Annotated in this window: 25 protein-coding genes; 12 read left to right on the top strand and 13 right to left on the bottom strand. The window is 72.5% G+C overall.

The genetic code is table 11. The annotated features are described in order from the left end of the window. Nucleotides 1-41: 41 nt before the first annotated feature. Both ACWDY5_RS02615 and ACWDY5_RS02610 read left to right on the top strand, forming a co-directional pair. Entirely contained in the window at nucleotides 42-539 is a 498-nt protein-coding gene (locus ACWDY5_RS02615) for an NUDIX hydrolase (RefSeq protein WP_449720620.1), read from the top strand. Between the two features lie 3 nt (nucleotides 540-542). Beyond that, nucleotides 543-1,124 carry a GNAT family N-acetyltransferase gene (locus ACWDY5_RS02610; protein WP_449720619.1) on the top strand — a complete coding sequence of 194 codons (582 nt, stop codon included), beginning with the start codon at nucleotides 543-545 and terminating at the stop codon, nucleotides 1,122-1,124. Here the strand turns inward: ACWDY5_RS02610 and ACWDY5_RS02605 are convergent. The 3 genes from ACWDY5_RS02605 to ctaD form a co-directional block, all read right to left on the bottom strand. Then, nucleotides 1,108-1,896 carry a peptidyl-tRNA hydrolase gene (locus tag ACWDY5_RS02605; RefSeq protein ID WP_449720618.1) on the bottom strand — a complete coding sequence of 263 codons (789 nt, stop codon included), beginning with the start codon at nucleotides 1,894-1,896 and terminating at the stop codon, nucleotides 1,108-1,110. The two genes, ACWDY5_RS02610 and ACWDY5_RS02605, sit on opposite strands and share 17 nt — an antisense overlap. Before the next feature lies 1 nt (nucleotide 1,897). Further along, on the bottom strand, nucleotides 1,898-3,133 hold the full coding sequence (gene serB, locus ACWDY5_RS02600; protein WP_449720617.1) for a phosphoserine phosphatase SerB: 1,236 nt from the start codon (nucleotides 3,131-3,133) through the stop codon (nucleotides 1,898-1,900). A 150-nt stretch (nucleotides 3,134-3,283) separates the two neighbouring features. After that, nucleotides 3,284-5,065 (bottom strand): aa3-type cytochrome oxidase subunit I, encoded by a 1,782-nt coding sequence (gene ctaD, locus ACWDY5_RS02595; RefSeq protein ID WP_449720616.1) that lies wholly within the window; start codon nucleotides 5,063-5,065, stop codon nucleotides 3,284-3,286. 153 nt (nucleotides 5,066-5,218) lie between these two features. On the opposite strand from ctaD, the gene ACWDY5_RS02590 reads away from it, so the two are divergent. Then, complete coding sequence (locus ACWDY5_RS02590) at nucleotides 5,219-5,620, top strand: hypothetical protein (protein ID WP_449720615.1); 402 nt, start codon at nucleotides 5,219-5,221, stop codon at nucleotides 5,618-5,620. A 54-nt stretch (nucleotides 5,621-5,674) separates the two neighbouring features. Continuing rightward, nucleotides 5,675-6,241, top strand: a complete 567-nt coding sequence (locus ACWDY5_RS02585; RefSeq protein WP_449720614.1) for a DUF305 domain-containing protein — start codon at nucleotides 5,675-5,677, stop codon at nucleotides 6,239-6,241. On the opposite strand, the gene lepB is transcribed toward ACWDY5_RS02585, so the two are convergent. The 5 genes from lepB to ACWDY5_RS02560 all read right to left on the bottom strand — a co-directional run bounded on the left by lepB (nucleotide 6,231) and on the right by ACWDY5_RS02560 (nucleotide 10,297). Continuing rightward, nucleotides 6,231-7,022, bottom strand: coding sequence for a signal peptidase I (gene lepB, locus ACWDY5_RS02580; RefSeq protein WP_449720613.1), 792 nt, complete (start codon nucleotides 7,020-7,022; stop codon nucleotides 6,231-6,233). The genes ACWDY5_RS02585 and lepB overlap by 11 nt on opposite strands. Before the next feature lie 19 nt (nucleotides 7,023-7,041). Next, nucleotides 7,042-7,746: a hypothetical protein gene (locus ACWDY5_RS02575; RefSeq protein ID WP_449720612.1), complete on the bottom strand. Its 705-nt coding sequence runs from the start codon at nucleotides 7,744-7,746 to the stop codon at nucleotides 7,042-7,044. Between the two features lie 124 nt (nucleotides 7,747-7,870). After that, nucleotides 7,871-8,578: an LPXTG cell wall anchor domain-containing protein gene (locus tag ACWDY5_RS02570; RefSeq protein ID WP_449720611.1), complete on the bottom strand. Its 708-nt coding sequence runs from the start codon at nucleotides 8,576-8,578 to the stop codon at nucleotides 7,871-7,873. 118 nt (nucleotides 8,579-8,696) lie between these two features. After that, nucleotides 8,697-9,728: a hypothetical protein gene (locus ACWDY5_RS02565; protein WP_449720610.1), complete on the bottom strand. Its 1,032-nt coding sequence runs from the start codon at nucleotides 9,726-9,728 to the stop codon at nucleotides 8,697-8,699. Further along, complete coding sequence (locus ACWDY5_RS02560; RefSeq protein WP_449720609.1) at nucleotides 9,725-10,297, bottom strand: RNA polymerase sigma factor; 573 nt, start codon at nucleotides 10,295-10,297, stop codon at nucleotides 9,725-9,727. The genes ACWDY5_RS02565 and ACWDY5_RS02560 overlap by 4 nt, the downstream gene beginning before the upstream one ends. Before the next feature lie 100 nt (nucleotides 10,298-10,397). Between ACWDY5_RS02560 and ACWDY5_RS02555 the strand changes: the two genes are divergently transcribed. From ACWDY5_RS02555 to ACWDY5_RS02545, 3 genes are all read left to right on the top strand, one after another. Next, on the top strand, nucleotides 10,398-11,117 hold the full coding sequence (locus ACWDY5_RS02555; RefSeq protein ID WP_449720608.1) for a L,D-transpeptidase family protein: 720 nt from the start codon (nucleotides 10,398-10,400) through the stop codon (nucleotides 11,115-11,117). Between the two features lie 114 nt (nucleotides 11,118-11,231). Then, the gene (locus ACWDY5_RS02550) at nucleotides 11,232-15,131 is read left to right on the top strand and encodes a Pls/PosA family non-ribosomal peptide synthetase (RefSeq protein WP_449720607.1); all 3,900 of its coding nucleotides are present in this window, start codon (nucleotides 11,232-11,234) and stop codon (nucleotides 15,129-15,131) included. Continuing rightward, nucleotides 15,128-16,417 (top strand): M1 family metallopeptidase, encoded by a 1,290-nt coding sequence (locus tag ACWDY5_RS02545; RefSeq protein WP_449720606.1) that lies wholly within the window; start codon nucleotides 15,128-15,130, stop codon nucleotides 16,415-16,417. Before ACWDY5_RS02550 ends, ACWDY5_RS02545 begins: the two co-directional genes overlap by 4 nt. A gap of 121 nt (nucleotides 16,418-16,538) precedes the next feature. Here the strand turns inward: ACWDY5_RS02545 and ACWDY5_RS02540 are convergent, their stop codons facing one another. Continuing rightward, nucleotides 16,539-17,105: a MarR family winged helix-turn-helix transcriptional regulator gene (locus tag ACWDY5_RS02540; protein ID WP_449720605.1), complete on the bottom strand. Its 567-nt coding sequence runs from the start codon at nucleotides 17,103-17,105 to the stop codon at nucleotides 16,539-16,541. A gap of 36 nt (nucleotides 17,106-17,141) precedes the next feature. Between ACWDY5_RS02540 and ACWDY5_RS02535 the strand changes: the two genes are divergently transcribed. The 5 genes from ACWDY5_RS02535 to ACWDY5_RS02515 all read left to right on the top strand — a co-directional run bounded on the left by ACWDY5_RS02535 (nucleotide 17,142) and on the right by ACWDY5_RS02515 (nucleotide 21,972). Continuing rightward, the gene (locus ACWDY5_RS02535; protein ID WP_449720604.1) at nucleotides 17,142-17,942 is read left to right on the top strand and encodes a poly-gamma-glutamate hydrolase family protein; all 801 of its coding nucleotides are present in this window, start codon (nucleotides 17,142-17,144) and stop codon (nucleotides 17,940-17,942) included. A 26-nt stretch (nucleotides 17,943-17,968) separates the two neighbouring features. Beyond that, nucleotides 17,969-18,352, top strand: coding sequence for a VOC family protein (locus ACWDY5_RS02530; RefSeq protein WP_449720603.1), 384 nt, complete (start codon nucleotides 17,969-17,971; stop codon nucleotides 18,350-18,352). 84 nt (nucleotides 18,353-18,436) lie between these two features. Continuing rightward, on the top strand, nucleotides 18,437-19,111 hold the full coding sequence (locus ACWDY5_RS02525; protein ID WP_449720602.1) for a response regulator transcription factor: 675 nt from the start codon (nucleotides 18,437-18,439) through the stop codon (nucleotides 19,109-19,111). Between the two features lie 5 nt (nucleotides 19,112-19,116). Continuing rightward, complete coding sequence (locus tag ACWDY5_RS02520) at nucleotides 19,117-20,148, top strand: HAMP domain-containing sensor histidine kinase (RefSeq protein WP_449720849.1); 1,032 nt, start codon at nucleotides 19,117-19,119, stop codon at nucleotides 20,146-20,148. A gap of 66 nt (nucleotides 20,149-20,214) precedes the next feature. Beyond that, a complete protein-coding gene (locus ACWDY5_RS02515) occupies nucleotides 20,215-21,972 on the top strand; it encodes a DUF4153 domain-containing protein (RefSeq protein WP_449720601.1) in 1,758 nt (585 codons plus the stop codon). Here ACWDY5_RS02515 and ACWDY5_RS02510 read toward each other — a convergent pair. The 4 genes from ACWDY5_RS02510 to ACWDY5_RS02495 all read right to left on the bottom strand — a co-directional run bounded on the left by ACWDY5_RS02510 (nucleotide 21,934) and on the right by ACWDY5_RS02495 (nucleotide 26,019). Then, nucleotides 21,934-22,656 (bottom strand): DUF2306 domain-containing protein, encoded by a 723-nt coding sequence (locus ACWDY5_RS02510; RefSeq protein ID WP_449720600.1) that lies wholly within the window; start codon nucleotides 22,654-22,656, stop codon nucleotides 21,934-21,936. The genes ACWDY5_RS02515 and ACWDY5_RS02510 overlap by 39 nt on opposite strands. A gap of 109 nt (nucleotides 22,657-22,765) precedes the next feature. Further along, nucleotides 22,766-24,316 (bottom strand): diguanylate cyclase domain-containing protein, encoded by a 1,551-nt coding sequence (locus ACWDY5_RS02505; protein ID WP_449720599.1) that lies wholly within the window; start codon nucleotides 24,314-24,316, stop codon nucleotides 22,766-22,768. Then, nucleotides 24,316-25,515 carry an FIST signal transduction protein gene (locus tag ACWDY5_RS02500; protein WP_449720598.1) on the bottom strand — a complete coding sequence of 400 codons (1,200 nt, stop codon included), beginning with the start codon at nucleotides 25,513-25,515 and terminating at the stop codon, nucleotides 24,316-24,318. Before ACWDY5_RS02500 ends, ACWDY5_RS02505 begins: the two co-directional genes overlap by 1 nt. A 102-nt stretch (nucleotides 25,516-25,617) precedes the next feature. Then, nucleotides 25,618-26,019: a hypothetical protein gene (locus tag ACWDY5_RS02495; RefSeq protein WP_449720597.1), complete on the bottom strand. Its 402-nt coding sequence runs from the start codon at nucleotides 26,017-26,019 to the stop codon at nucleotides 25,618-25,620. Nucleotides 26,020-26,163: the final 144 nt, after the last annotated feature.

Genomic DNA, 26,163 nt, shown 5'->3' with positions numbered 1-26,163 from the left:
ATGGCGTGCGACATACACCGGACACGGCCTAAGGTCATCACATGGGGGATACACCGCATCGAACTCGGGTCAGCGCGCGCATCCTGCTGCTGGACGAAGACGACCGGATCCTGTTGTTCCACAACCGGTACGGCCCCGCCAACGAACGGAACTGCTGGTCGACGCCGGGCGGCGGGGTCAACGAGGGCGAGCCGCTGGCGGTGGCCGCGGCCAGGGAGCTGCGCGAGGAGACCGGGCTGGTGGTCAGCCCGGAGCAGGTCGGGCCGGTGGTGGCGACCACCTCCGGGATGTGGACCTTCAGCCGGACGCCCACCTTCGCCACCGAGTACTACTTCCAGCTGCGGGTGCCCGCCTTCACCGTGGACATCACCGCCCAGGAGGAAGGCGAACTCTCGCACCTGCTCGGGCACCGCTGGTGGCCGGTCGGCGAACTGGAGTCGATCACGGAACAGGTGGCCCCGATCGGGCTGGCCGACCTGTTGCGCACGCTCAAGGCAGGGCCGCCCGCGGAGCCGATCACGTTGACCTGGTTCGGTTAGCCCGTGCCGATCCTGGTCGAACCCGCCCTGCCCGCCGGTCACCTGCGCGCCCGCACCCAGCCCAGCCTCACCGTCGACGCGGAGCTGACCCTGCGCCCCTGGCGGCCGGCGGACGCCGAGGTGGTGCGGGAGGCCTTCAGCTGCCCGGACATCCAGCGCTGGCACGTGCGCAGGCTGGACAGCGCCGAGGAGGCCCTGGACTGGATCGCCGGCTGGGCGACGCGCTGGCGGGATGAGCGGGATGCCAGCTGGGCCGTGGCCGGGCCGGATGACCGGCCGGTGGGGCAGACCGGGTTGCGGACCGTGGACCTGGTGGAGGGCACGGCCGAGGTGTCCTACTGGGTGCTGCCCTCGGCCCGGGGGCGCGGGGTCGCGGCGCGGGTGGCTCGGCGGGTGGTGCGGTGGAGCTTCGAGGAGCTGGGGCTGCATCGGCTGTACCTGCGGCACTCAACGCGGAACGTGGCCTCCTGCCGGGTGGCGGAGCGGGCCGGGTTCGCCGAGGAAGGGGTGCTGCGCAGCTCGATCCGGCATGCCGACGGGTGGCACGACATGCACCTGCACGCGTTGGTCAGCGCGGCCAGCTGAACAGCACCGTGACCGTGCCGGGGGCGACCTCGGTGAAACCCGCGTCGCGGACCGCGGCCACCCGGCGTTCCCGCCAGGCCAGCGCCGGGTCGGGGCCGGGTAGCAGCTTGGCCCAGTCGGCCGGGGTGGCGGTGCGCACGGCGCAGGCGTAGTCCTGCTCGGCCCAGCGGGCCAGGTCCTCAGCGGGCAGCAGGGCGGCGCCGATCATGGTGGCGTGGCCGACCTGGGCCGCTGCCTTGCCGACGGTCATCTCGATCTTGGGGTTGAGCCACAGCACGGGGCGGTCGCCGGGTGGCGGGCCGGGGTTGTCCTCGGGGAGCTCGCTGCCGGAGATCTGCAGGCGGGACAGGACCCGGGGTGACTCGGCGACCAGGCCGGGGACCAGGGCTCGGACCTCGGCGCCGTCGTGGGCGACCGTGATGCCGGGGAGGTCCTGGATGGCGTCCCAGTGCGCGCCGCGGGCCCGGCGGGAGACCTTGCGGATGCGGCCGGTGACCCAGGTGCTGACCTGCTCGTGCCACTCGCCCTCGGGCTGGGCCTCGGGGGCGAGGCAGACGGCCAGGGCGGCGGTGGCGGCGGCTTCCAGCAGGGCCGTGCGCGGGGCGGGGTCCTGGCGTTCGATGCGCAGGACTATCGGCATGGCGCGGACCGTGGCCGGGTCCTCGTCGGTTGTGTCTCCCGAAGACCTGCTTGCGGGGTCGAGCATGGACGCGATGGACTGAGCGGGGAGGCCGAGCCAGGTGGCGTAGCGGGCGGCCAGGGGTTCGAGCATGTCAGCCGACCTCGATGCGTTCTTCGACCAGGCCGTCGGCGGCGTCGGCGGCCTCCACCTCGGCCCTGGTCACGCCCAGCACGAACAGCACCGCGTCCAGGAAGGGCTGGGACAGCGCGGTGTCGGCCACCTCGCGCAGCGCGGGCTTGGCGTTGAAGGCCACGCCGAGGCCGGCGGTGCTGAGCATGTCGATGTCGTTGGCGCCGTCGCCGACCGCCACGCACTGGGCCAGCGGGATGCCGTACTCGGTGGCGAAGCGGCGCAGCGCGACCGCCTTGCCCGCCCGGTCCACCACCTCGCCGGTGACCCGGCCGGTCAGCTTGCCGTCTTCGATCTCCAGCTCGTTCGCGGCCACGAAGTCCAGCCGCAGCTCCTCGGCCAGGCCCTGGATGACCTGGGTGAAGCCGCCGCTGACCACGCCGCAGCGGAAACCGAGCCTGCGCAGGGTGCGGATGGTGGTGCGGGCGCCGGGGGTCAGCTCCAGGGTGCGGCCGACCTCGGCCAGGATGCTCGCCGGCAGTCCGGCCAGCGGGGCGACCCGGCGTTCCAGGGACTGGGTGAAGTCTAGCTCGCCGCGCATGGCGGCCTCGGTGATCTCCCTGACCTGCTCCTCGCACCCGGCGTGCGCGGCCAGCATCTCGATCACCTCACCCTGGATCAGGGTGGAGTCCACGTCGAAGACCACCAGCCGCTTGGCCCGCCGGGTCAGCCCGGCCTGCTCCACCGCGACGTCCACCTGGGCGCGCACCGAGACCTCGGCCATGGCCGCGCGCAGCTCGGCGTCGGCCTCCGGGGTGTGCTCGCTGGCCGAGACCGCCAGCTCGAGGCCGGTGACCGGGTAGTCGGCCACCCGGCGGATCGAGTCGATGTTCGCGCCCAGCGCGGCCAGCCTGCGGGCGACCTCGGTGAAGCCGCGGGCGGTGACCGGGCGGCCCAGCACCACCAGCACGTGGCTGGAGCCGTGCCGGGCCGAGGAGCGCTCGCTGGCGCCGATCTCCACGTCCACGTGCATGCCCACGCTGGCCATGGCCTGCTCGGTCAGCTCCTGCAGGCCCTCCGGGTCGTGCGTGGTGGAGACCAGCACGCCCAGCACCAGGCGGCTGCGGATCACCACCTGCTCGACGTCGAGCACCTCGACCCCGTGCCTGGTCAGCGCGGCGAAGAGCACCGAGGTGACGCCGGGCTTGTCCGGGCCGGTGACGGTGATCAGCACAGTGGTGGCTTTGCGGGTACTCACGGTTGCCGAGTCTCCTGGAGTCGAGGGCCGCGGGCTCGATGCCGGGCCCGGAAAAGAGACAAGCCCCACAGCCACCCTCACGGGCGGTTGTGGGGCTCATCGTCGAGCCGGTGCGCCGCATCCGGGGGGTTACCCCGTTCGGCGCTCAGCTCACTTGGACTTGGGATCCTCGTCGTGCTGCTCCGGCGACTGCGTGGAGTTGGCGGCCACCTCGGACGGCGCGGCCGGGGCGTCCAGCACCGCGGTCTTGTGCTTGCCACCCACGTGCGCCTCGGCCCGGATCCGCTCCACCATGTGCGGGTAGTGCAGCTCGAAGGCCGGGCGCTCGGACCGGATCCGCGGCAGCTCGGTGAAGTTGTGCCGCGGCGGCGGGCAGGAGGTCGCCCACTCCAGCGAGTTGCCGTAGCCCCACGGGTCGTCGACCTTGACGACCTCGCCGTAGCGGTAGCTCTTGAACACGTTCCAGATGAACGGCAGCGTGGACGCGCCGAGCAGGTACGCGCCGATCGTGGAGATCGAGTTGAGCGTGGTGAAGCCGTCGCTGGGCAGGTAGTCGGCGTAGCGGCGCGGCATGCCCTCGTTGCCCAGCCAGTGCTGGACCAGGAAGGTCAGGTGGAAGCCGATGAAGGTCGTCCAGAAGTGCAGCTTGCCGAGCTTCTCGTCCAGCAGGCGCCCGGTCATCTTCGGGAACCAGAAGTAGATCCCGGCGAAGGTGGCGAAGGCGATGGTGCCGTAGAGCACGTAGTGGAAGTGCGCCACCACGAAGTAGGTGTCCGACACGTGGAAGTCGATCGCCGGGGCGGCGAGCAGCACACCGGTGAGGCCACCGAAGAGGAAGGTGATGATGAACCCGACCGAGAACAGCATCGGCGACTCGAAGGTCAGCTGACCCCGCCACATGGTGCCGATCCAGTTGAAGAACTTGATGCCGGTCGGGACCGCGATCAGGAACGTGGTGAAGGCGAAGAACGGCAGCAGCACCGCGCCGGTGGCGTACATGTGGTGCGCCCACACCGTCACCGACAGCGCGGCGATGGTGATCGTCGCCCAGATCAGCGCCTTGTAGCCGAAGATCGGCTTGCGGCTGAACACCGGGAAGATCTCCGAGACGATGCCGAAGAACGGCAGCGCGACGATGTAGACCTCGGGGTGCCCGAAGAACCAGAACAGGTGCTGCCAGAGGATCACGCCGCCGTTGGCCGGGTCGAACACGTGCGCGCCGAGGTGCCGGTCGGCCATCAGGCCGAGCAGCGCGGCGGTCAGGATCGGGAAGGCCATCAGCACGAGCAGGCTCGTGATCAGGATGTTCCAGGTGAACACCGGCATCCGCCACATGGTCATGCCGGGCGCGCGCAGGCACAGCACCGTAGTGATCATGTTCACGCCGCCGAGGATGGTGCCCAGACCGGAGACCACCAGGCCGGAGATCCACAGGTCGGCGCCGACGCCGGGCGAGTGGATGGCGTTGGACAGCGGGGTGTAGGCGAACCAGCCGAAGTCGGCCGCGCCGCCGGGGGTGATGAAGCCCGCCACCACGGTGAGGCCGCCGAAGAGGTACAGCCAGTACGAGAAGGCGTTCAGCCTCGGGAACGCCACGTCCGGCGAGCCGATCTGCAGCGGCAGGATGTAGTTCGCGAAGCCGAAGACGATCGGCGTCGCGTACAGCAGCAGCATGATCGTGCCGTGCATGGTGAACATCTGGTTGTACTGCTCTTGGGAGAGCAACTGCATGCCCGGCAGGGCGAGTTCGGTGCGGATCAGCAGTGCCATCACGCCGCCGACCATGAAGAAGGCCATCGAGGTGACGAGGTACAGAATGCCGATCTGCTTGTGGTCCGTGGTGCGGAGCATCCGCAGCAGGAACGAACCCTTGACCGTCTGACGCGTCGGGAACGGACGCGTGGCGATCGGCTGAGGGGCTACGGCCGTCACGGTGCCTCCTGCACTGGCCTGTTGACCTGGTAATCACCTGCACTTGCTGGTTGCGGGCATGCGTAGGCAGACCGCGCATGGGAATCGTAGACCGCGTGCCGAGAGCGGGCACGGTTGGGCTGGCAGGTCGGGGTGTGACGTTAGGCTGGGCGGGTGACCACAGCGCTCCGACCACGCCCGATGCGGGTGCTGGGGCTCGCGCTGCTCGTGTTCACGATCAGTTTCAGCGTGCTGGCCATGCACCAGGTCACCCATCCGGGCGAGGCTCGGCACGCCGCGCACGGCCCGGCCGCGGTGGCCGCCGCCGGACACCACGGCGAGTCCCACGGCGACCACGGCTCCGCACCCGGCGGGCACGACTCGACGCTGCTGCACCTCTGCCTCGGCCTGGTCGTCACCGCGATCGGCCTGCTCGCCCTGCACCTGCTGGGCTGGCTGCGCCGGGACCCGGCGGCCGCACTGACCGGGCTGCGTGCCCACCTGGTGCGGACCATCCCGCGCGGGCCGCCGGTCAAGCTCTTCGACCTCGACACCCTCTGTGTGCTGCGGCGCTGACCAGACCGGGTCTCCCCATCTGGTCATATTCGTCAGTACTTGAGGAGCTCTGTCATGCGCAAGAACAAGCTGGTCCTGGCCGGTCTCGGCGTGCTCGCCGCGGTCACCCTGACCGCCTGCGGGGGCGGCGAGCAGGCCGGGCACGGCCACACCTCGGCCGCCACCTCCGCCACGCACAACGCGGCCGACGTCACCTTCGCCCAGGGCATGATCCCGCACCACCAGCAGGCGCTGGAGATGAGCAAGCTGGCCCCCGGCCGCACCGAGCACGCCAAGGTGCTGGAGCTGGCCAAGCGGATCCAGGACGGGCAGCAGCCGGAGATCGACAAGATGACCGGCTGGCTGAAGTCGTGGAACGCCCCGGCCAAGAGTGAGCACGAGGGCCACGGCGCGCACGGGATGATGTCCGCCGAGCAGATGAACGAGCTGCTCGGCGCGCGCAAGGACGAGTTCGACCGGCGCTGGCTGACCATGATGGTCGAGCACCACCGGGGCGCGGTGGAGATGGCGAAGACCGAGCTGGCGCAGGGTCAGTCGGCCGAGGCCAAGCAGCTGGCCCAGGAGGTCATCGCCGCGCAGGAGAAGGAGATCGCGGAGATGACCGGCCTGCTCAAGGGCTGAGCGAACGCTGCCGTCGTCGGCGCCGCCAGGCCAGCGCGCCGACGACGGTCAGCCACAGCAGCGCGGCCATCGCCAGGGCCACCCCGGAGACGATGGCCCAGAACGCGTACCGGTAGCCGTGGTCGGTCTCGGCCGCCCCGGCCAGGCCGGCGTCGGTGAACGCGCTGCTCGGCGAGACCTGCCGGACGCCGTTGCGGAAGACCGCGACCACCACCGCCTTGATCGCATCGCGCGGCACGGTGCCCTTGAACTCGGTGTCCAGGAAGGCCCTGGAGTCGCGGGAGTTGCCGCGGTAGTCGCCGAGCACCAGCATCCGGTCCTGCGGCACCCGCACGGAGAACCGCGGCGACTGGTACGGGTTGCCGGTGGCCGGGTCGTCGGTGCGCAGGTAGGGCTCGGTGATGGCGCGGCCGTTGACCTCCAGCCTGCCCTGGGCGTCGCAGCAGGTCACCGTGTCACCGCCGATGCCGACCACCCGCTTGACCAGCTGCTCGCCGCGCTCGGCCCCCGGCCAGCCCGCGCGGCCGGCGTCGAAGAGCACCACGTCGCCGCGCTGCACGGAGGCGCCGCCGTCGGTGACCGGCCTGGTGATCGACTTGGTGCCCTGGGTCAGGGTGTTCTCCATCGCGGAGGTCTCCACCCGGAACGGCTCGTACCGGTTGGCCAGCACGCCGACGCCGACGAAGGCCACCAGCAGTCCCAGCACCACGGTCACCACCGGCACCAGCCAGGCGATCCGGCGGGTGCGGGCCGGCGCCGCCTCATCCTCGGTGAGCGTCATCCTGGTCCCCTTCCCGGCCTCAGCCGCGGCGACGGAGCAGGCGCGGCACGATCAGCGCCGCCGCGCCGAGCAGGATCAGCCCGGCCGCCAGCGGGATCAGCCAGCCGCCGTCGAAGCCGGTGGTGGCCAGGCCGGGGCCGGTGCTGCTGGTGACCGCGGGCGGCGGGGTCGTGCTGGTGACCGGGGTCTGGCTCGTGGTCGACGAGGTGGTGGTTCCGGTCGGACGCGTGGTCGGCGTGGTGGTGCTGGTGGTCGTCGTGGTGGTCGTCGTCTTCGTGGTCGTGGTCGTCTTCGTGGTCGTGGTGGTCGTTGCCTTGCTCCCGCAGGCGAACCAGTTGGTGGTCAGCGCGGGCTTCTGCGGCTGCGACGGCGACTCCAGCGGCGCGTGCAGCCGTTCCCACGGCAGTCCGGTGAACGCGGACGCCGGATAGATGTTGTATCCGGGCCTGCCCTGGACCACGACCCCCGTGAGGGTGACACCTGGGTCCGCCGCGGTGACGGTGAGGTACCGGGGGTCCTTCGTCACGGTGACCTCGACCAGCTCGCCCGCCAACCCGACTGCCGCGCAGCCTGCGGCCACCCCGGCGGCCGGGGTGGCCCGCTCGTCGCCGGACCAGGGAATCTGCGGGTCGGCCCCCGCGCTGCCGGCTGCCCCGAGCCAGGTGGTGAGGACCACCGCGGCCAGGGCGAGGGCACGGCGGAAGGCTGGTACGAGGGCGTGCATCAGCGGGGGCTCCTGCTCAAGGTGGGTGAGGCTTGCATCCAACAGTCACATCGCCGCTGGCACAGCCCCCGCTACTTGCTCGTTAGCCGTTCGTTGTGTGCACGCCGTCGCGCCCCTGCCCGATTCAGCGACCGGTCCGCGGCCGCCGCCTGGCCAGCGCCAGCGCCACGCCACCGGCCAGCAGCAGCACCGCGCCGAACCCGAGCAGCCAACCGTTGCTGAAACCGGTGCTGGCCAGCTCGTCGTCCTGAGCCACCGGCACCGGGACCACGGTGCTGGTGGGCGCGGTGGTGCGCGGGGTGGCGGCGGCGGAGGTGGTGGTCGTGCCGCGGCTGGTCGTGGCGGAGGTGAGGCCGCCGGTGGTCGTGGTGGCGGTGGTGCTCTTGGTCGTCGACTTGGTGGTGTTCTTGGTGTTGCTCTTGGTGGTGGTCTGACCGGTGCCGCAGGCGAACCAGTGGCTGATGTCGGGGATGTTGCCCTTCTGGCCGACCAGCGGGGAGTGCAGGCCGGGCCAGGGCAGCAGGCCGAGCGCGCCCGGCAGGTACACGTTGTGGTTGTCGCCGCCCTTGAGCACGACGCCGGTCACCGTCACGCCGAGCGGGACCGCGGTGACGGTGAGGTGGCTGCCGCCGCTGATGTTCACCGTCAGCCGACCGGTGATCAGCTGACCGGGCAGGCCGGCCTGGGCACAGGTCGTCGCGTTGCCGGGGTGTGCGGTGGCCCTCGGGTCGCCTGCGGAGGTGGCGGTCGGCTGGGCGGCGGCGGTGCCGGCCAGGCCGAGGCAGAGCAGCAGCGTCAGGGTGAGCAGACGCGAGGGGGAGGGAAGACGCATGGCCACTGCTCCAGGTGCGGTTGGATCGGGGGCCTGATCCTGCGCCCCGCACCAGGCGTTCTGACCCGGTTGACCACCAGCTCTTGGCCAGGTCGTGGCCGTTTCGTGGCAAATCCGGTCAGCGGACCTCTGCCATCGACCGGACCGCGCCCGCACCCAGGTACAGCGTGTAGTCGGCGACGGCGACCGGGAACTTCTGCCGCTCGGTGTCCTTGGGCGGCGGGTAGTCCTCGCTCTGGCTGAGCAGGGTGAGCGAGGCCGGGTCCAGGATGAGCTGCCGCCGCATGCCCGGCGACCTCTCGAAGGCGAGCGCGCGGCCGGGCCTGCCCAGCCGGTCGGCGGCCTCGGTCTCGGCTACCTCGGCGGAGCGCTGGGCCACGGTCCAGGCGGCGGCCCGCTGCTCCCTGCTGGCGCCGGTGGCCAGCAGCAGGTCAACGGCCAGGCGCAACCGGTCCCAGCGGCTCGGCGTGAACTGGACGCCCTTGTGCTGGTCGCGGCGGGGCAGCTCGTCGAACTGCCCGCTCAGCTGCTCCGGGTCCGCGGCCAGCTCGGTGACCGGGCGGCCGCCGACGGTGTTGGTCGGCAGCAGGTTCAGTGTCTGGTGGCTCAGGCCGGTGACGTCGGACTCGGGATGGCGGCCGAGGCCGGGCAGGGTCCGGTCCTCCGGGGTCAGGCGCAGGCCGAGGCCCTTGCCGGTGTTGTCGGCCAGCCAGTTCGCGCACAGGCCGCGCTGGTCGGCCGGGGTGCACTCCAGGACCTGGTGCGGTTCGAGCTTGGCCCGGACCGTGCGCGGGTCGCTCAGCTCGGCCCACAGCTCGCCGGTGCCGCGGATCTCCGCGGTGATGTCCACGTACCGGTTGTCCAGCAGCCTGGTGCTGACGTACTTGGTGCCGGTGATGACCTTGCGGTAGCCGATGTGGCCGGGGGCGGGCGCGTGCTGCACCGGGGTGTCCGGAATGGACGGTTCGAGCAGGCTGGGCACGGTGGCCGCGGCGCCCAGGCCGAGCACGGTGATCGCGGCCACCGCCAGCCAGGCGAACCTGGACCGCTTGGCGGGTCCACTGTGGACGGACTCCTGTTCGGCGACCGCCAGCAGGCCGTCCAGCATCCGCTGCTCCAGCGGGCTGAGCGGCTCCTGCTCCCGGCTCATGGCGCGCACACCAGCGCGGCCACCGGCTCGGGCAGGGCGGCGCGCAGCTTGCGGCGGGCCCTGCTCAGCCGCATGCGGGCCGCGGCCGGGGCGATGCCGAGCACCGCGCCCGCCTCGGTGGGGGTGAGCCCGTCCAGCGCGACCAGCAGGAACAGCTCGCGTTCGGCCGGGGCGAGGGTGTCGATCGCGGCGTGCAGCAACTCGGCGCTGCGCGCGGCGTCGATCCGCCCGGCCAGCTCGGCGTGGTCCTCGGGGATCAGCTCACGGCGGCCGTAGACCCGCCGCAGCGCGCGGGCCTCCCGGCTCCTGGACCGGCCGTGCGCGGCGAGCAGGGTGGCCGCGATGCCGAACAGCCAGGCCCTCGGCGTGCCCCTGGCCGGGTCGTAGCGGCCGGCGGTGCGGATGACCTCCAGGAACACCGCGGCCACCAGATCCGCGGCGTCGTTCGGGTCGCCGAGCCTGCGCCCGGCGTAGCCGAGCAGGGCACGCACGTGCCGACGGTACAGCTCGGCCAGCGCGTCCCGGTCCTCGCCGATGCGCGGCACCAGGTCCTCGTCGTCGGCCGTCATGACCGGAATACGCCGGACCGGCCCGGGTGGTTGCGCTCTCCCGGGCATCGGCCAAGCACTGGGTGAGCGAACCTCTCGGAAAGGCGTGGGGACTGTGGGCGTGCGTGGGCGGTACCTGGTCGGGGCGTTGCTGGCGGCGGCGGTCGGCGGGACGGGCGTGGCCGCCTGCACCGTGCTGACCCCGCCGGAGGTGCGGACGCAGGCGGTCACCCTGCGACCGCAGGCCGCGCCGGTGCCGGTGGCCGAGGTCAAGCCGGAGCCGCCCTCGGTGCGGCAGGCGCAGCAGATCCTGCACGAGCAGGGCTACCAGGTGCGCGAGGTGACCGGCGAGCTGGACAGCGAGACCAGGCACGCGCTGATCGCCTTCCAGAAGGTGCACGGCCTGGAGCGGACCGGACAGGTGGACGAGGCCACCGCGGCCGCGCTGCGCAACCCGGTGCGGCCGGTGGCCCAGGCCCGCAGGGGGTTCCGGGTGGAGGTGGACCTGGCCAGGCAGGTCACCTACTTCCTGGACGAGGCGGGCCAGGTGGAGCGGATCTACGACTCCTCCACCGGCCGCGACCAGCCCGGCAAGCACACCCCGACCGGCGAGTTCACCGTCACCCGGCAGATCGACGGCTGGCGCTACGCCAGGCTCGGCCCGATGTGGCGGCCCTCCTACATCGGGCAGGGCGGCAGCGACCAGGGCATCGCCTTCCACGGCGGCGAACCGGTGGAGACCTGGCCGGCCAGCAACGGGTGCATCCGGATGACCGACCCCAGTGTGAACGAGACGTTCGCCTTGCTGCGACCGGGAACCAAGGTGCTCGTGCATCCGTGAGTTCAGCCACGACCGGGTGGCCAACCGTGCGGTTGTTCACTTTTCCTGGGTATGGTGTCCGTTTGGCGTTGGCCTGTCCGGCGTTGAGACACCTACTCCCCGGAAGGGCCGGAGTTGACCGCAGTCGACGAGTCCTTGCTCACCACTCCCACGATTCCCTTGGCGCCAGCGGTTTTCCGCGCGGGCGCCACCCCGGCTGAGCGAACTCTGCTCGACATCCTGGCAGCCACCGCACGACGCTTCCCCACCGCCCCCGCGGTGGACGACGGCAGCACCGTGCTGACCTACCGCGCCCTGCTCGGCGAGGTCGACTCGGTGCGCGAACGCCTTGCCGCGCACGGCATCGGCCGCGGCGACCGGGTCGGCATCCGGATTCCTTCGGGCACGAACGAGCTCTACGTCGGCATCCTGGGCGTGCTGGCCGCGGGCGCGGCCTACGTGCCGGTGGACGCGGAGGATCCGGACGAACGGGCCGAACTGGTCTTCGGCGAAGCCGCGGTGTGCGCGGTGCTGGGCGCGGACGGCGAGCTGACCCCGCACGCCACCCCCGGTGGTTCGGTGGGGTCGCCGGCGCTGGACGACGACGCGTGGATCATCTTCACCTCCGGTTCCACCGGCAAGCCCAAGGGCGTCGCGGTCAGCCACCGCAGCGCGGCCGCGTTCGTGGACGCCGAGGCCGGGCTGTTCCTGGCGGACGAGCCGATCGGGCCCGGCGACCGGGTGCTGGCCGGGCTGTCGGTGGCCTTCGACGCCTCCTGCGAGGAGATGTGGCTGGCCTGGCGGCACGGGGCCTGCCTGGTCGCCGCGCCGCGCTCGCTGGTGCGCACCGGCATGGACCTCGGGCCGTGGCTGGTGCGGCAGGAGATCACCGTGGTCTCCACCGTGCCCACGCTGGCCGCGCTCTGGCCTGCCGAGTGCCTCGACGACGTGCGACTGCTCATCTTCGGCGGCGAGGCCTGCCCGCCGGAGCTGGCCGAGCGGGTCGCGGTGGAGGGCCGGGAGGTCTGGAACACCTACGGGCCGACCGAAGCCACCGTGGTCGCCTGCGCAGCGCCGCTGACCGGCACCCCGCCGGTGCGGATCGGCCTGCCGCTGGACGGCTGGGAGCTGGCCGTGGTGGACGCCGCGGGCCAGGTGGTCGCGATGGGCGAGACCGGCGAGCTGGTGATCGGCGGCGTCGGGCTGGCCAGGTACCTGGATCCGGTCAAGGACGCGGAGAAGTACGCGCCGCTGCCCGCGCTGGGCTGGGACCGCGCCTACCGCAGCGGCGACCTGGTGCAGGCCGAGCCGGCGGGGCTGCTGTTCCTGGGGCGGGCCGACGAGCAGGTGAAGCTGGGCGGCCGGCGGATCGAGCTGGGCGAGGTGGACGCGGCCCTGCAAGCGCTGCCCGGGGTTGCCGGCGCGGCCGCGGCGGTGCGATCCACCAAGGGCGGCAACCAGATCCTGGTGGGCTATCTAGCACTTTCGTCCACTGTGGACACCTTCGACAAGGCCGCCGCGCTGGACCGGTTGCGGGCCGCGCTGCCCTCGGCGCTGGTACCGCTGCTGGCCGTGGTGGACACCCTGCCCACCCGCACCTCCGGCAAGGTCGACCGCAACGCGCTGCCCTGGCCGCTGAGCACCGACGAGCTGCCCGGTGCCGCGCCGCAGCTGTCCGGCACGCAGGCCTGGCTGGCCGAGCAGTGGACCGAGATCCTCGGCCTGCCGCCGGAGTCCGCGGACGCCGACTTCTTCGCCAGCGGCGGTGGCAGCCTGGCCGCCGCGCAGCTGATCTCGCTGGTCCGCCGGACCTACCCGGGCTCCTCGGTGAGCGACCTGTACGCGCACTCCACCCTGGCCGCGCTGGCCGCGCGGCTGGACGAGCTGGGCGCGGCCGAGGCCATCGTGCGCGAGGTCGCGCCCACCCCGCGCCGGGCCGCGCTGGTGCAGCTGCTGGTGCTGCTGCCGATGCTGACCCTGGTCGGGCTGCGCTGGATCGTCGCGCTGGCCACGCTGAACAACGTGCTCGCCCTCTTCGGCTCCTACACCTGGGCCCCTGCCATCTCCTGGTGGTGGGTCGGCGCGGGCGCGGCGCTGCTGTTCAGCCCGCCCGGCCGGATCGCCATCGCCGCCGGTGGCGCGCGGATCCTGTTGCGCGGCCTGCGTCCGGGCAGCTACCCACGCGGCGGCAGCGTGCACCTGCGGCTGTGGGCCGCCGAGCGGCTGGCCGTGCTCAGCGGCGCGGCCAAGCTCTCCGGCGGCTGGATCTCCAGCTACGCCAAGGCCCTCGGCGCGCGGATCGGCCCGGACGTGGACCTGCACGCCGCTCCCCCGGTGACCGGGATGCTCAAGCTGGGCAAGGGTTGCGCGATCGAACCCGAGGTGGACCTGGCCGGGCACTGGCTGGACGGCGACGTGGTGCACGTGGGCCGGATCCGGATCGGCGCGGGCGCGGTGGTCGGCTCGCGCAGCACGGTCTTCCCCGGCGCGCGGATCGGCAAGCGGGCCGAGATCGCAGCCGGTTCGGTGGTGCGGGGTTCGGTGCCGGCCGGCCAGGTGTGGTCCGGGGTGCCCGCCGCGCGGATCAGCAAGACCAGCAGCAAGCGGCTGAACAAGACCGCGCCGCGCAGCCGGTTCTGGTCCTTCCTCTACGGCATCAGCTCGCTCGGCCTGGACCTGCTGCCGGTGCTGGCCGCGCTGCCCGCGATCGCGCTGCTGGGCTGGTTCGTCGCCGATGACACCACGCTGGCCGGGGCGGTGGGCAGCGCGCTGCTGGCCGCGCCACTGGCCGCGATCGCCTACCTGGCCACGACCGCGCTGTTCGTGCTCGTCGGCGTGCGGCTGTTCAGCATCGGCCTGCGCGCCGGGTACCACCCGCTGCACGGGCGGATCGCCTGGCAGGCCTGGACCGTGGAGCGGCTGATGAACCACTCCAGGGCGGCGCTGTTCCCGTTGTACGCCAGCCTGTTCACCCCGGTCTGGCTGCGTTTGCTCGGCATGAAGGTGGGCCGCCGGGTGGAGGCGTCCACCGTGCTCGCGCTGCCCTCGCTGACCACGGTGGCCGACGGCGCGTTCCTGGCCGACGACACCATGGTCGGCAGCTACGAGCTGGGCGGCGGCTGGCTGCGCATCGACGAGGTGCGCATCGGCAAGCGCGCCTTCCTGGGCAACTCCGGCATGACCGCGCCCGGCCGCTCGGTGCCCAACCGCGGCCTGGTCGGCGTGCTCTCCGCCGCGCCCAAGCGGGCCAAGGCGGGCAGCTCCTACCTGGGCATGCCGCCGATCAAGCTGCCGCGCAACACCGAGAAGAGCGACGAGGGCCGCACCTTCGCCCCGCCGCGCCGCCTGGTGCTGGCCCGAGGGCTGGTCGAGCTGTGCCGGGTGATCCCGGTGATGTGCACGGTCGCGCTGGCCGTGCTGACCCTGGCCGCCTTCGAGATCATCGCCGCGCAGGCGGGTTTTGGGATCGCGCTGCTGGTCAGCGGCGGGGTGCTGTTCGGGGCCGGGGTGCTGGCCTGTGTGGTCTCCAGCGCCGCGAAGTGGTTGCTGGTCGGGCGGTTCCGCGCGGTGGAGCACCCGCTGTGGAGCTCCTTCGTCTGGCGCAACGAGCTGGCCGACACCTTCGTCGAGGTGCTCGCGGTGCCCTGGCTCGCGGGCGCGGTCGGTGGCACGCCGCTGATGAACCTGTGGCTGCGCTCGCTGGGCGCCAGTGTGGGCAAGGGCGTGTGGTGCGAGACCTACTGGCTGCCCGAGGCCGACCTGGTCCGGCTGGGCACCGGCGCCAGCGTGAACCGGGGCTGCGTGGTGCAGACGCACCTGTTCCACGACCGGATCATGCGGATGGACGTGGTCACCCTGGCCGCCGGGTCCACCATGGGCCCGCACGGCATCGTGCTGCCCGGGGCCACCGTCGGCGCGGGCGCCACGGTCGGACCGGGTTCGCTGGTGATGCGCGGCGAGACCGTGCCTGCCGACACCCGCTGGCTGGGCAACCCGATCGCCGCCTGGCAGCCGGAAGGATCCCGCCGAGGGTGAGCGAGCGGTCCTACTTCCCCAGTCACGGCAACGAGGGTTACCGGGTCCGGCACTACGACCTGGACCTGGACTACCGGCCGGGCTCGCACCGGCTGACCGGCCGGGCCAACGTGGTCGCGGTGGCCGAGATCGAGCTGGCCTCGGTGGTGCTGGACTTCGGCCGGTTCCGGGTGGACCGGGTGCTCATCGACGGCAAGCGACCGGCGAAGTGGTCGCACGCCAACGGAAAGCTCCGCCTCCGGCCGGCCAGGCCGCTGGCCCCCGGCGCGGAGTTCACCGTGGAGGTGCGCTACGCCGGGCCGCCGCACCCGGTGCGCAGCCCGTTCGGCGAGATCGGCTGGGACCAGCTCACCGACGGCGCGATCGTGGCCAGCCAGCCCACCGGCGCGCCCAGCTGGTTCCCCTGCGACGACCGGCCCGGCTCGAAGGCGACCTACCGGATCGCGGTGACCGCGCCCAGCGACTACACCGTCTTCGCCAACGGCAGGCTGCGCTCGGTGAAGGAGCACGGCGGCAGCGCCACCTGGGTGCACCACCAGTCCGCGCCGATGCCGAGCTACCTCGCCACCGTCCAAGTTGGACGGTACGAGACGCTGGAGCTGCCCGGCCCGGTGCACCAGCCCGCCGGGGTGCCCGCCTCGCTGGAATCGGTGTTCCGGCACGACTTCGCCCGGCAGCCGGAGATGCTGCGGGTGTTCCAGGAGCTGTTCGGCCCGTACCCGTTCGAGGAGTACGCGGTGGTGGTCGCCGACGACGTGCTGGACGTGCCGATCGAGGCCCAGGGCCTGTCCGTGTTCGGCCGCAACCACCTCGACGGCAGGCGCGGGCACGAACGGCTGGTCGCGCACGAGCTGGCGCACCAGTGGTTCGGCAACAGCCTCACCCTGGCCGACTGGCGGGACATCTGGCTGCACGAGGGCTTCGCCTGCTACGCGGAGTGGCTGTGGTTCGAGTTCGCCGACGGCGTGCCCGCTTCCGTTCCTGCGCAACGCTTCCTGCGCAAGCTGGCCGCACTGCCGCAGGACCTGGTGATCGGCGACCCCGGCCCGGCCCGGATGTTCGACGACCAGGTCTACGACCGCGGCGCGCTGACCCTGCACACCCTGCGGCGGCACATCGGCGACACCGCGTTCTTCGCCCTGCTCAAGGAATGGACCACCACCCACCGGCACGGCTCGGTGCGCACCGCGGACTTCCTCGCGCTGGCGCAACGACATTGCGCGCACCCGCTGGACGAGCTGTTCCGGCGGTGGCTGTTCGAGCCGGCGCTGCCCTCGGCGCTGTGAGCCGGGGGCAGCGCCGGGTGGCTCAGAACGCGATCCGGCGGACCCGGTGCGGGTTGGTCAGGCCGGCGGCAGCCGAGGGGGCGAGGCCGTATCTGCCACATGGCGCAACTCTGGAGAGTGACTACTTGCCACGCCGCGCAGTGGCGTCCTGGGCCAGGCGCGTGCGGCGGGGCGCCGGGCCGAGGCTCTGCTCCAGCACGAACATCAGCCTCCGCAACAGGTTCTCCAGCTCGGCCAGGTCCTGCTCGCCCAGCGGCGCGATCGCCTCGCGCTCGCGGCGGGCCTGTTCGGTGACCACGGACAGGAAGATCCGCTGCCCTTCCTCGTTCAGCTCGGCCGGGGTGGACCGGCGGTCGCTGCCGCTGACCGAGCGGATGATCAGTCCGGCCTTCTGCAGGCGTTCCAGGCGGCTGGTGATGGTGGTGGCCGGGCTGAGCGTGCCCGCGGCGAGCTGGGTCGGGGTGAGCTGGTGCGGCGGGCCGACCCAGTACAGCCGGGCCAGGATCTCGTAGTCGGCCGAGCTGAGGCCCTGCGGCGCGGCGCAGTCCGCGGCCAGCCGGTCCAGGTAGCGGCTGGCCAGGTGCAGCCGGTCGACCACCCCTTCGACGGCGGGGTCGAGGCCGGGGATCACCTTGACCCATTCGGGCACCCCGGAGTCGGTCTCGTCAGGCGGCGGCGTGTTCGTCACCCGGCCGACCATAGCCCGCTGCCGCACAATGCCAGTATGAGCACCAGCAGGCGCGCCTTCCTCGGCCTGGTGGCCGCGACCGCGATCCCGGTCGCGGCGGCCCGGCCCGCATCGGCCGCGGACAAGTACCCGTCCAACACCGCGCTCTACGCCGACCCGGGACTGGTGGAGGGCATCGACTACGCCCGCCGGTACCGCAGGCACGAGCAGTTCGACGACAGCCTCACACAGAAGTTCCCCTTTCCCGGCACCACGATCCTGGCCCCGCACGGCGGCGCGATCGAGGGCGGCACCTCCGAGCTGTGCCACGCGGTGGCCGGATACCACCCCGGCACCCTGCAACCCGCGCCGGAGACCGGCCCGCGCCACGACCTGTGGATGTTCGAGGGCATCCGGCCGACCAACAACACCGAGCTGCACGTGACCTCCGCGCACTGCGACGATCCGGTGGCGCTGTCGCTGTGCGCGGGCGCGCGCCGGGCGCTGGGCCTGCACGGCTGCTCCCCCGCGCAGCTGGGCCTGCCGGAGGGCGCGTGGGCGGTGCTGGTCGGCGGGCGGGACGAGCCGTTCCGCCGGGCGCTGCTGACCAGGCTGGGCGCGGCCGGGTTCCAGGCCGTGGACGGGGCGGGACACCCCACGCTGTCCGGAAAGGATCCGGCCAACATCGCCAACCGCACGCTGCGCGGCGCCGGCGGGCAGCTGGAGCTGACCACCGGGCTGCGGGACGCGATGTTCACCATCAACACCCGGCCGGAACGCCGCAACACCACGACTCTGGTGTTCTGGAACTTCGTTGCGGCCGTACGGGTGGCAATCGCGGACGTGGTTGACCTCTAGTTAACTCGAACTTCTAGCTTGGGGTCATGGCAATCGAACTGAACCACACCATCGTCCACTCCACCGACAAGAAGGCCGCCGCGGAGTTCCTCACCGGCCTGCTCGGACTGCCGGATCCGGTGCCGTTCGGGCCGTTCATGGCGGTGGAACTGTCCAATCAGGTCACTCTCGACTACATCGACGTCGACACCACCCCGGTGCCGAACCACTACGCGTTCCTGATCACCGAGGCCGAGTTCGACGAGATCTACGGCCGGATCTCCGAGCGCGGGATCGAGCACTGGGCCGACCCGACGCAGACCAAGCCGGGTGAGATCAACACCAACGACGGCGGCCGGGGGGTTTACTTCCTGGGGCCGGACGGGCACTTCCTGGAGGTGCTGACCAGGCCGTACGGCAGCGGCGAGTGACCGGTCGCTGACCCGGCGTAGCCTGCACAGTATCTTCACAATCCCTCCGCCCCCTCTCCATCGCCCCGGCCTAGGGTCGGTGCCATGCATCGAGTGCTGGTGGTGGAGGACGAGCTGACCATCGCCAGCTCCATCGCCGACCGGCTGCGTGCCGAAGGGTTCGCGGTGGAGCTGGCCCACGATGGTCCCGGCGCGGTGGCCAAGGCGGCCGAGCTCGACCCGGACCTGGTGGTGCTGGACATCATGCTGCCCGGCTACGACGGGCTGGAGGTGTGCCGCCGGATCCAGGCCCGGCGGGCGGTGCCGGTGCTGATGCTGACCGCGCGGGACGACGAGACCGACCTGCTGGTCGGGCTGGCCGTCGGGGCGGATGACTACCTCACCAAACCGTTCTCCATCCGGGAGCTGGCGGCCCGGGTGCACGCGTTGCTCCGGCGGGTGGAACGGGCCGCCCAGGCCCGCACCGCCGGAGTGACGCTGCGGGTGGGCGAGCTGGAGATCGACCCGGTGGAGCGGCGGGTGCACCGGGCGGGCGCGGAGGTGCACCTCACCCCGACCGAGTTCGAGCTGCTGACCCGGCTCGCCGAACGGCCACGCGCGGTGCTGCCCCGTGAGCAGCTGCTCGCCGAGGTGTGGGGCTTCGCCGGGCCGGCGGCCACCCGGACCGTGGACAGCCACGTGAAAGCGTTGCGGCGCAAGCTCGGCAGCGATGTGATCCGCACCGTGCACGGCATCGGCTACGCGCTGGAGACGCCGTGAGGAAGCTGCGCGCGTGGGCCGCCGCGGTGTGGGACGCGCTGCCCAGGCCGCTGGACCCGGTGCGCTCCATCAAGCTCAAGCTGGCCCTGCTGGTGCTGGGCGCGGTCACGGTGGCGATGGCCTTCTTCTGGTGGCAGATCGAGTGGATCCCGCCGCGCACCACCATCACCGCGCTGCTGGGCGTGCTGATCGCCACCCAGCTGATCGCGCACGGCATGACCAAACCGTTGCGGGACATGACCTCGGCCGCGATCGCGATGGCCGACGGGGACTACCAGCGGCGGGTGCGGGCCACCTCCAAGGACGAGGTCGGCCAGCTCGCCGCCGCGTTCAACCGGATGTCGGCCGAACTGGGCGCGGCCGACCAGCAGCGCCGCGAGCTGATCGCCAACGTCTCGCACGAGCTGCGCACCCCGATCACCGCGCTGCGGGCGGTGCTGGAGAACGTGGTCGACGGCGTCACCCAGCCCGACTCGGCCACCATGCGCACCGCGCTGGCCCAGACCGAACGCCTGGGCCTGCTGGTCACCGAGCTGCTGGACCTCTCCCGCATCGACGCCGGCGCGCTCACCCTGAACCGCGAGCAGTGGCCGCTGGCGCCGATCCTGGCCCAGGCGGTGGCCGAGACCGAGGTGATGACCGCGGTCGCGGGCCGGGGCGTGCGCTTCACCATGTCGGTGGAGCCGGACGCGGTGGTGCTGGCCGACCAGGTCCGCCTGCACCAGGTGCTGGTGAACCTGCTGGACAACGCGGCCCGGCACGGCCCGCCGGGCGGCCGGGTGTGGATCAGCGCCACCAGCGAGCCGGAGTCGACGGTGATCGAGGTCCGCGACGAGGGACCGGGAATCCCGGTGGCGGAACGGGACCGGGTGTTCGAGCGGTTCACCAGGGGCGAGCGCGCGGGGGGTGGCGGGACCGGGCTGGGCCTGGCCATCGCGCGCTGGGTGGTGGACCTGCACGGCGGCACGATCTCCGCGGTGGGACCGGACTCCGGGGGTTGCCGGATCCGGGTGATGTTGCCGAACTTGGCTGACTGACTGGGTTTTCGCACGGGCCGGGCCATGGTTGTGGCCGGGCTGATGACTGCTGCCTTGGGGATGATGATGAGCGGGAAAGCACGGGACGGCTGGGACCAGTCCGCGGAGCAGGCGAAGGACGAGGTGACCAGCGCCGAAGACGCGGCGGCCGAGACCGGGGAGCAGCCGGCGGCGGCCGGGGCCGAGGAGCCGCCGGAGTCGGCGGCCGGGGCCGAGGGGTCCCCGGGCGCGGGCGACGAGGGCGAAGCCCCGGCCGAGGAGCCGAGCGCCGAGCCGGAATCGGCCGACTCCGGCGACCACAACGGCCAAGACCCCGTAGAAATCCGGCCAACACACGTGCCCGGGGGTGTGGTGACCGCTGCGGCGCCGGTGTTCGCGACGGTGGTGCCGCGGCCGTACGCGCCGGGGTCGGTGGTGGTCGCGGCGGCGGTGGTGGGGGTGGCCGGGGCGTTCGCGTTGCCGTTGGACCGGCCCGCCATCGGCTGGGTGTTGGTCGGGATCGTGGCGGCGCTGGCGGTGTGGCTGGTGGCGCGGCGGGACTCCGAGCTGGTGCTCTCCGGCGGGGAGCGGGCGATGCGCGGCGGGTGGCTGGCGCTGGCGATCGGGTTGCTGGCGGTGGGGGCGGTGCGGGACGCGGAGTGGCTGTTCGTGCTGTGCGTGCTGGGCGCTGGGGTGGCCGGGTCGCTGGCGGCCGCGGGCGGGAAGTCGTTCTTCGGGTTGTTCGCCGGCGCGTTCTCGGTGCCGGTGACCGCGCTGGTGCGGCTGGACTGGGTGATCCGCGGCGCGGCGGCGGTGCGGGTGCGCGGGGCGCGCGGGCGGCTGCTGGTGTCGATCGCGGTGTCGGTGGTGCTGCTGGTGGTCTTCGGCGCCTTGTTCGCGGGGGCGGACGCCGCGTTCGCCTCGCTGGTCTCCGCTGTTCTGCCCACTGTGGACGGTCCGGCGATCGTGCGCGGCGGTTTTGTGTTCTGGCTGCTGGTCTTCGGCACCGCGGGGGCCTGCCTGGTCGCGGTCAAGGGCGCGCCGGGGCGGGCGGAGCGGTCGGCGCGCACGGTGGGGCTGGTGGAGTGGGCGCTGCCGGTGGGCATGCTGGTGCTGCTGTTCGGCGGGTTCGTCGCGGTGCAGCTGGCCAGCCTGTTCGGCGGCGAGGCCTACGTGCAGCGGACCGCCGGGATGACCTACGCGGTGTACGCGCGCAGCGGGTTCTGGCAGCTCAGCGCGGTGAGCGTGCTCGCGCTGGCGGTGATCGGCCTGGCCACCCGCTGGGCCCCTCGGGAACGGGCAGGCGAGCGGCTGTGGCTGCGGGTCCTGCTGGGCGCGCTGGCCGTGCTGACCCTGGTGATCGTGGCCTCCTCGGTCAGCCGGATGCTGGCCTACCAGGAGGCCTACGGGGCCACCGTGCTGCGGCTGCTGGTGCTCACCTGCGAGCTGTGGATCGGCCTGGTGTACCTGGTGGTGCTGGCCGCGGGCATCCGGCTGCGCGGGTCCTGGGTGCCGCGGATCGTGGTCACCTCCGGCCTGACAGTCCTTTTTGGACTCTCGATGGCCAACCCGGAACGCCTGGTGGCGGAGATCAACGTGGCGCAGCAACGGCACCTGGACCTGAGCTACCTGCGGCAGATGTCCGCCGACGTGGTCCCGGTGCTGGACCGGCTGCCCGAACCGCAGCGCTCCTGCGCGCTGCGGACGATCAACTACACGCTGGCCGGGGCGGAGCCGGGCTGGCGGGAGTGGAACGCCTCCAGGGCCGGGGCCAGGGAGCTGCTCGCCGCCCGCCCGCACGACTCCTCAGCCAGCTGCGGCTACGGGGACCGGTACCCGTACTGACCGCTTCTTCTTGCGCTGCAACCACCATTCGGCGAACAGCAGGGTCAGCGTCCAGCCCAGCCAGGCGGTCAGTCCGGAGATCGCCTGGCCCATGGCGATCTCGCTGCCGCCGAAGGTGGTCTCCAGCTGCGGCGCCAGCCACATGCCGATCGGGATGCCCCACAGGCGGTTGGTGATGATCGACATGGTCAGCGCGAAGCTGCGGATCATCCACTTGCGGTGGTCGCCGAAGCGGCGCTGCCAGGCCGCGCGTACCGCCAGCGCGGTGAAGGCCAGCCACAGCACCGCGAGGATCACGTTGCTCACCTGGTTGATCGGCCCGAACGGGCTGGCCGCGCCGATCACGAACCCGCTCACCCCGGCGGGCAGCACCCCGGCGAAGACGTACACCCGGCCCAGGTACCGGTGTGCCAAGGGATACCGCTGCCGGAACCACGGCCACACCTGCAGGCAGCCGGTGATCATCGCGACCGAAGCCAGCAGCACGTGCGCCACCAGCAGCGGGTAGTGCCAGCTCGCGCCCTCGGGCGCGGGCACCCTGGTCTGGGCCGGGTCGAAGGTCAGGTACCTCGGCAGGGAGAACGCCAGGAACACGGTCACCAGCACGAACAGCGGGGCCACCCAGGGCCGCCGCCACCACCGCACCGCCACCGGTTCCCGTTGCGCCGTCGCCACGTTCGTCATCTCCGCCCCCAGGCTCGCTCAGCTTCTCGGAGATCACGTTAGGCAGCGGGCGAGGAAGATCCGATGGCGTCAGGCCCTGCTTCCGAGGTGGGCAAAGCCCTACCTCCGTTCAGCCGGTCCGGTCCGGCAGGTCCTCCGAGCCGGTGATCAGCATGCCGTCGGAGAACACCTCGTACCGGCCGCGCCCGGCCCGCTTCGCCTGGTACATGGCCACATCCGCGCGCCGCATCAGGTCGGCGGCGTCGGCCGCGCCGCGCGGGCTGTGCGCGATGCCGATGCTGGCGTTGACCCGCAGCTGCCGCCCGGCGATGAGCATCGGCTCGGCCAGCGCGTGCAGGATCCGCTGCGCCACCAGCACCGCGTCCTGCACCGTCTCCACCCCGGTGAGCAGCACCGCGAACTCGTCCCCGCCCAGCCGGGCGGCCACGTCGGAGCTGCGCAGCTGGGCCTTGAGCCGTTCCGCGGTGCAGATCAGCAGGTTGTCCCCGGCGGCGTGGCCGAGGGTGTCGTTGACCGCCTTGAACCGGTCCAGGTCCACGAACAGCACCGCCACCCGGTCCGGACCCGCGGTCAGCGGGCCGGGCTGGGTGAGCAGCTGGGAGAGCTGGTCCAGGAACAGGCCGCGACTGGCCAGCCCGGTCAGCGAGTCGTGGAAGGCCCTGCGCATCTGCTCGACCGTGTTGGCGTCGGTCAGCGCCAGGCTGACGTGCTCGGCGAAGGAGCGCAGCATCTGCACGTCGGCGCCGGCATAGCGGCGGGTGGCCTGGCCGGAGCCGATCAGCAGGCTGCCCGCGACCTCCCCGCTGTCGTAGACCGGCGCGGCCATCGCCGCGCGCAGGCGTCCCGCGGTCAGCCGGTACAGCAGCGCGGACTCCGGCAGCCGCCCGTAGCGCACCACCACGTCCTCCACCAGCACCGCCTCGCCGGCGGCCCCGGTCTCCACCAGCCGCACGCTGGCCCGCTGCTCCAACAGATCCGGGCGCAGGCCGACGCCGGCGGCCAGCCGCAGCTCCTCCGGCTCGGCCGAGTCGCGCAGCCACAGCCCGACGATGCCCGCGCCCAGCAGGTCGGCCGCGGCGCTGGTGATCATGTCCAGGATCTGTGGCAGCGGGCGGCGCCGGGAGATGGCCCGCTGCACCTCGAACAGGTGCTCCATCAGCCGCTGCCGCTGGCGCAGGGTGGCCACCAGCTCGGCGTTCTCCGCGGCCTGCCGTTCGCTGCGCTCGCGCATCGCGTGCTCGGCCTGCAGGGTGCGCAGCATGGTCAGGGTCAGCTCCAGCAGCCGGGCCATGCCACGCATCAGGTGGCGTTCCTCGACTGAGAACTCCTCGGCCCAGCGGGCCAGCACCAGGTGGCCGGGATGGCTGCCGCCCCAGCTGGTGGACACCGCGTGCGTGCGGCCGAGGCCGGGCACCTCCAGGTGCGCGCGTTCCTGCCTGGTCACCGCGAGCAGCTCGGCCACCGGCTCGGTCCCGGCCGGGAACCCGATGCAGGCGGCCACCTCGGCGCCGAAGACCACCGCGGCCACCTCGGCCTCCAGCGCCTGCGCGGCCCGTTCCACCGCGCCGTGCACCGCGGAGTCCTCATCCGGGTAGGCCGAGACCACCGCCAGCAGCTCCAGCAGCTGCTGGCCGTGCAGGGCCGCGAGGGAGTCCGCCATCAGCCGAGCGCCAGCACCGCGAGCGTCTGGTTGTGGAAGCCGTCGATGCCGCGCACCCGCGCGATCTCGCCGGAGGTGTGGAAGCCGCCGAAGGGCTTGCCGGCGCAGCGCGCGGCGAAGGTCTCGTTCTCCCTGCGGGTGCCGTCCACGCCGAGCACCGGCAGCAGCGCGCTACAGCTGAAAGTGACCAGTCCCAAGGGTTCCGCGCCGCCGAGCCCGTCGATGGCCTCCGCGCAGGCCTCGTCCGCCGCGGCCAGCACCGACTGCTCGTCCCCGCACATCGCCCAGGTCAGGCAGCCGTGGTCGATCGCGCTGCCGCCGCTGATGGATCGGCCGTCCAGGTCGAAGCCGGTGGCCAGGTTGCGCGGCTGCACCCCGCTGCGCCGCTGCACGCCCAGCGGACGCGGCAACGCGAACCGGGTGAACGCCGCGGCGTCGGTGTAGGCCTCCGGCGGCGCGCCCAGCCGGTCCAGGTAGACGTCCATGGCCGGGCGGTCGTCCAAGGTGTACACCCGGCCCTCGCCGGTGCTGGTGACGATCATCGGCTCGCCGAACTTGCGCCAACCGTGCCGCACCGACACCGACAGCGGCCCGGTCGAGGCGAGGGTGGCCGCCACCACCGCGTCGGTGTGCACCTTGCCGTCGTGCAGCAGGAAGGTGCTCGCGGATAGGTGGTTGCCCGCCTCCCGCCGCTCGGCCGCGGCCCCGCCGACCATCGGCACGCCGGCGCCGAGCACGCCGTAGCAACCGCGCAGGATCGACTCCTGTTCCCGGACCAGGCTGTCGGTGAGCAGCAGCACCACCCGGTGCGGCAGCCCGGAGTCGTCCTCCACCGCCGCGGCCACCTCCGCCCCGGCCAGCCGCTGCCTGCCGGAGACCGCCTCGGCCACCGCCGTGGTCACCGCGAACCCCGGCCCGCCGAAGGCGATCGCCACGATCGAGCTCCCGCGCGACCCGGCCGGACTGATCTCCCCGCGCGAGGAACATCCGATCACCGGCACACCCGGCGCGGCCATCGCCAGCCCCTCGGCCACCGAGGCCGGGTCGTAGTTGACGGAGGCGAACACCAGCAGCAGCCGGGGATCCTCGCCGGTGAGCGCGCCGGCGGCGGCCCGGAAGGCGGCCACCGCGGCGTCCGGTCCCGTGGCCGAGCCGACCCCCAGCCAGCGGCCATCGGCCCCGACGCCGTTCGCGCTCATTCACCCCTCCAGCCGGTGAGTCCGGTACCAAAGTAGTGGCAGCCCGGCGTCACCACCATGAGGCGCGGGCATCCGGCACCCACTCGCCATCCGTATTGGTGATCAGAGCAGCTCCGCCGTCCACTCCCAGCCGTCGGACCGCGCGCGCAGCTTGGCCAGCACCACCTCGAACGCCTCGCGCATCGTCCGGGCGTCCACGCGCGCGGAGAACCCCGGCTCCTCCTCGATCAGCAAGGTCCACGGCTTGCCGCGCTCCGCCCACCGCTCGTGGTCCAGCTTCAGCAGCACGCTCAGCCCGCGCCCGGCCAGCTCGGTCATCAGCAGCTCGACGTCGATCGACCCGCCCTGCCGCACCGGCACACCGGCGAAGCACTCCGCCAGCGTCGCGCCTTCCCTGCGTTCCCCGGACAGCGAGAGCCGCCAGGGCCTGCCCGGCCCGAGCTGGAGCAGGCTGAGCACGCCCTGCTCGCCCCACTGCTCCATCACCTGTTCCACATCGATCACACCGTCCATTGTGTCCACCGGCGGAAAACCGCGTGCCCGGCACGCATGCGTGCCCCCGCCCCCCCGCAGGCTGGACCCAGCCCAGGAGGACGGAGATGGCCCCACGCCCTTGCGGGACCTCGGTTTCAGCGCGGTGGCCGAAGC

The organism is Crossiella sp. NPDC003009 (genome assembly GCF_053591555.1).
Note: the sequence above shows the minus strand (reverse complement) of the source record. Positions and strands in the feature narration are given on the sequence as shown.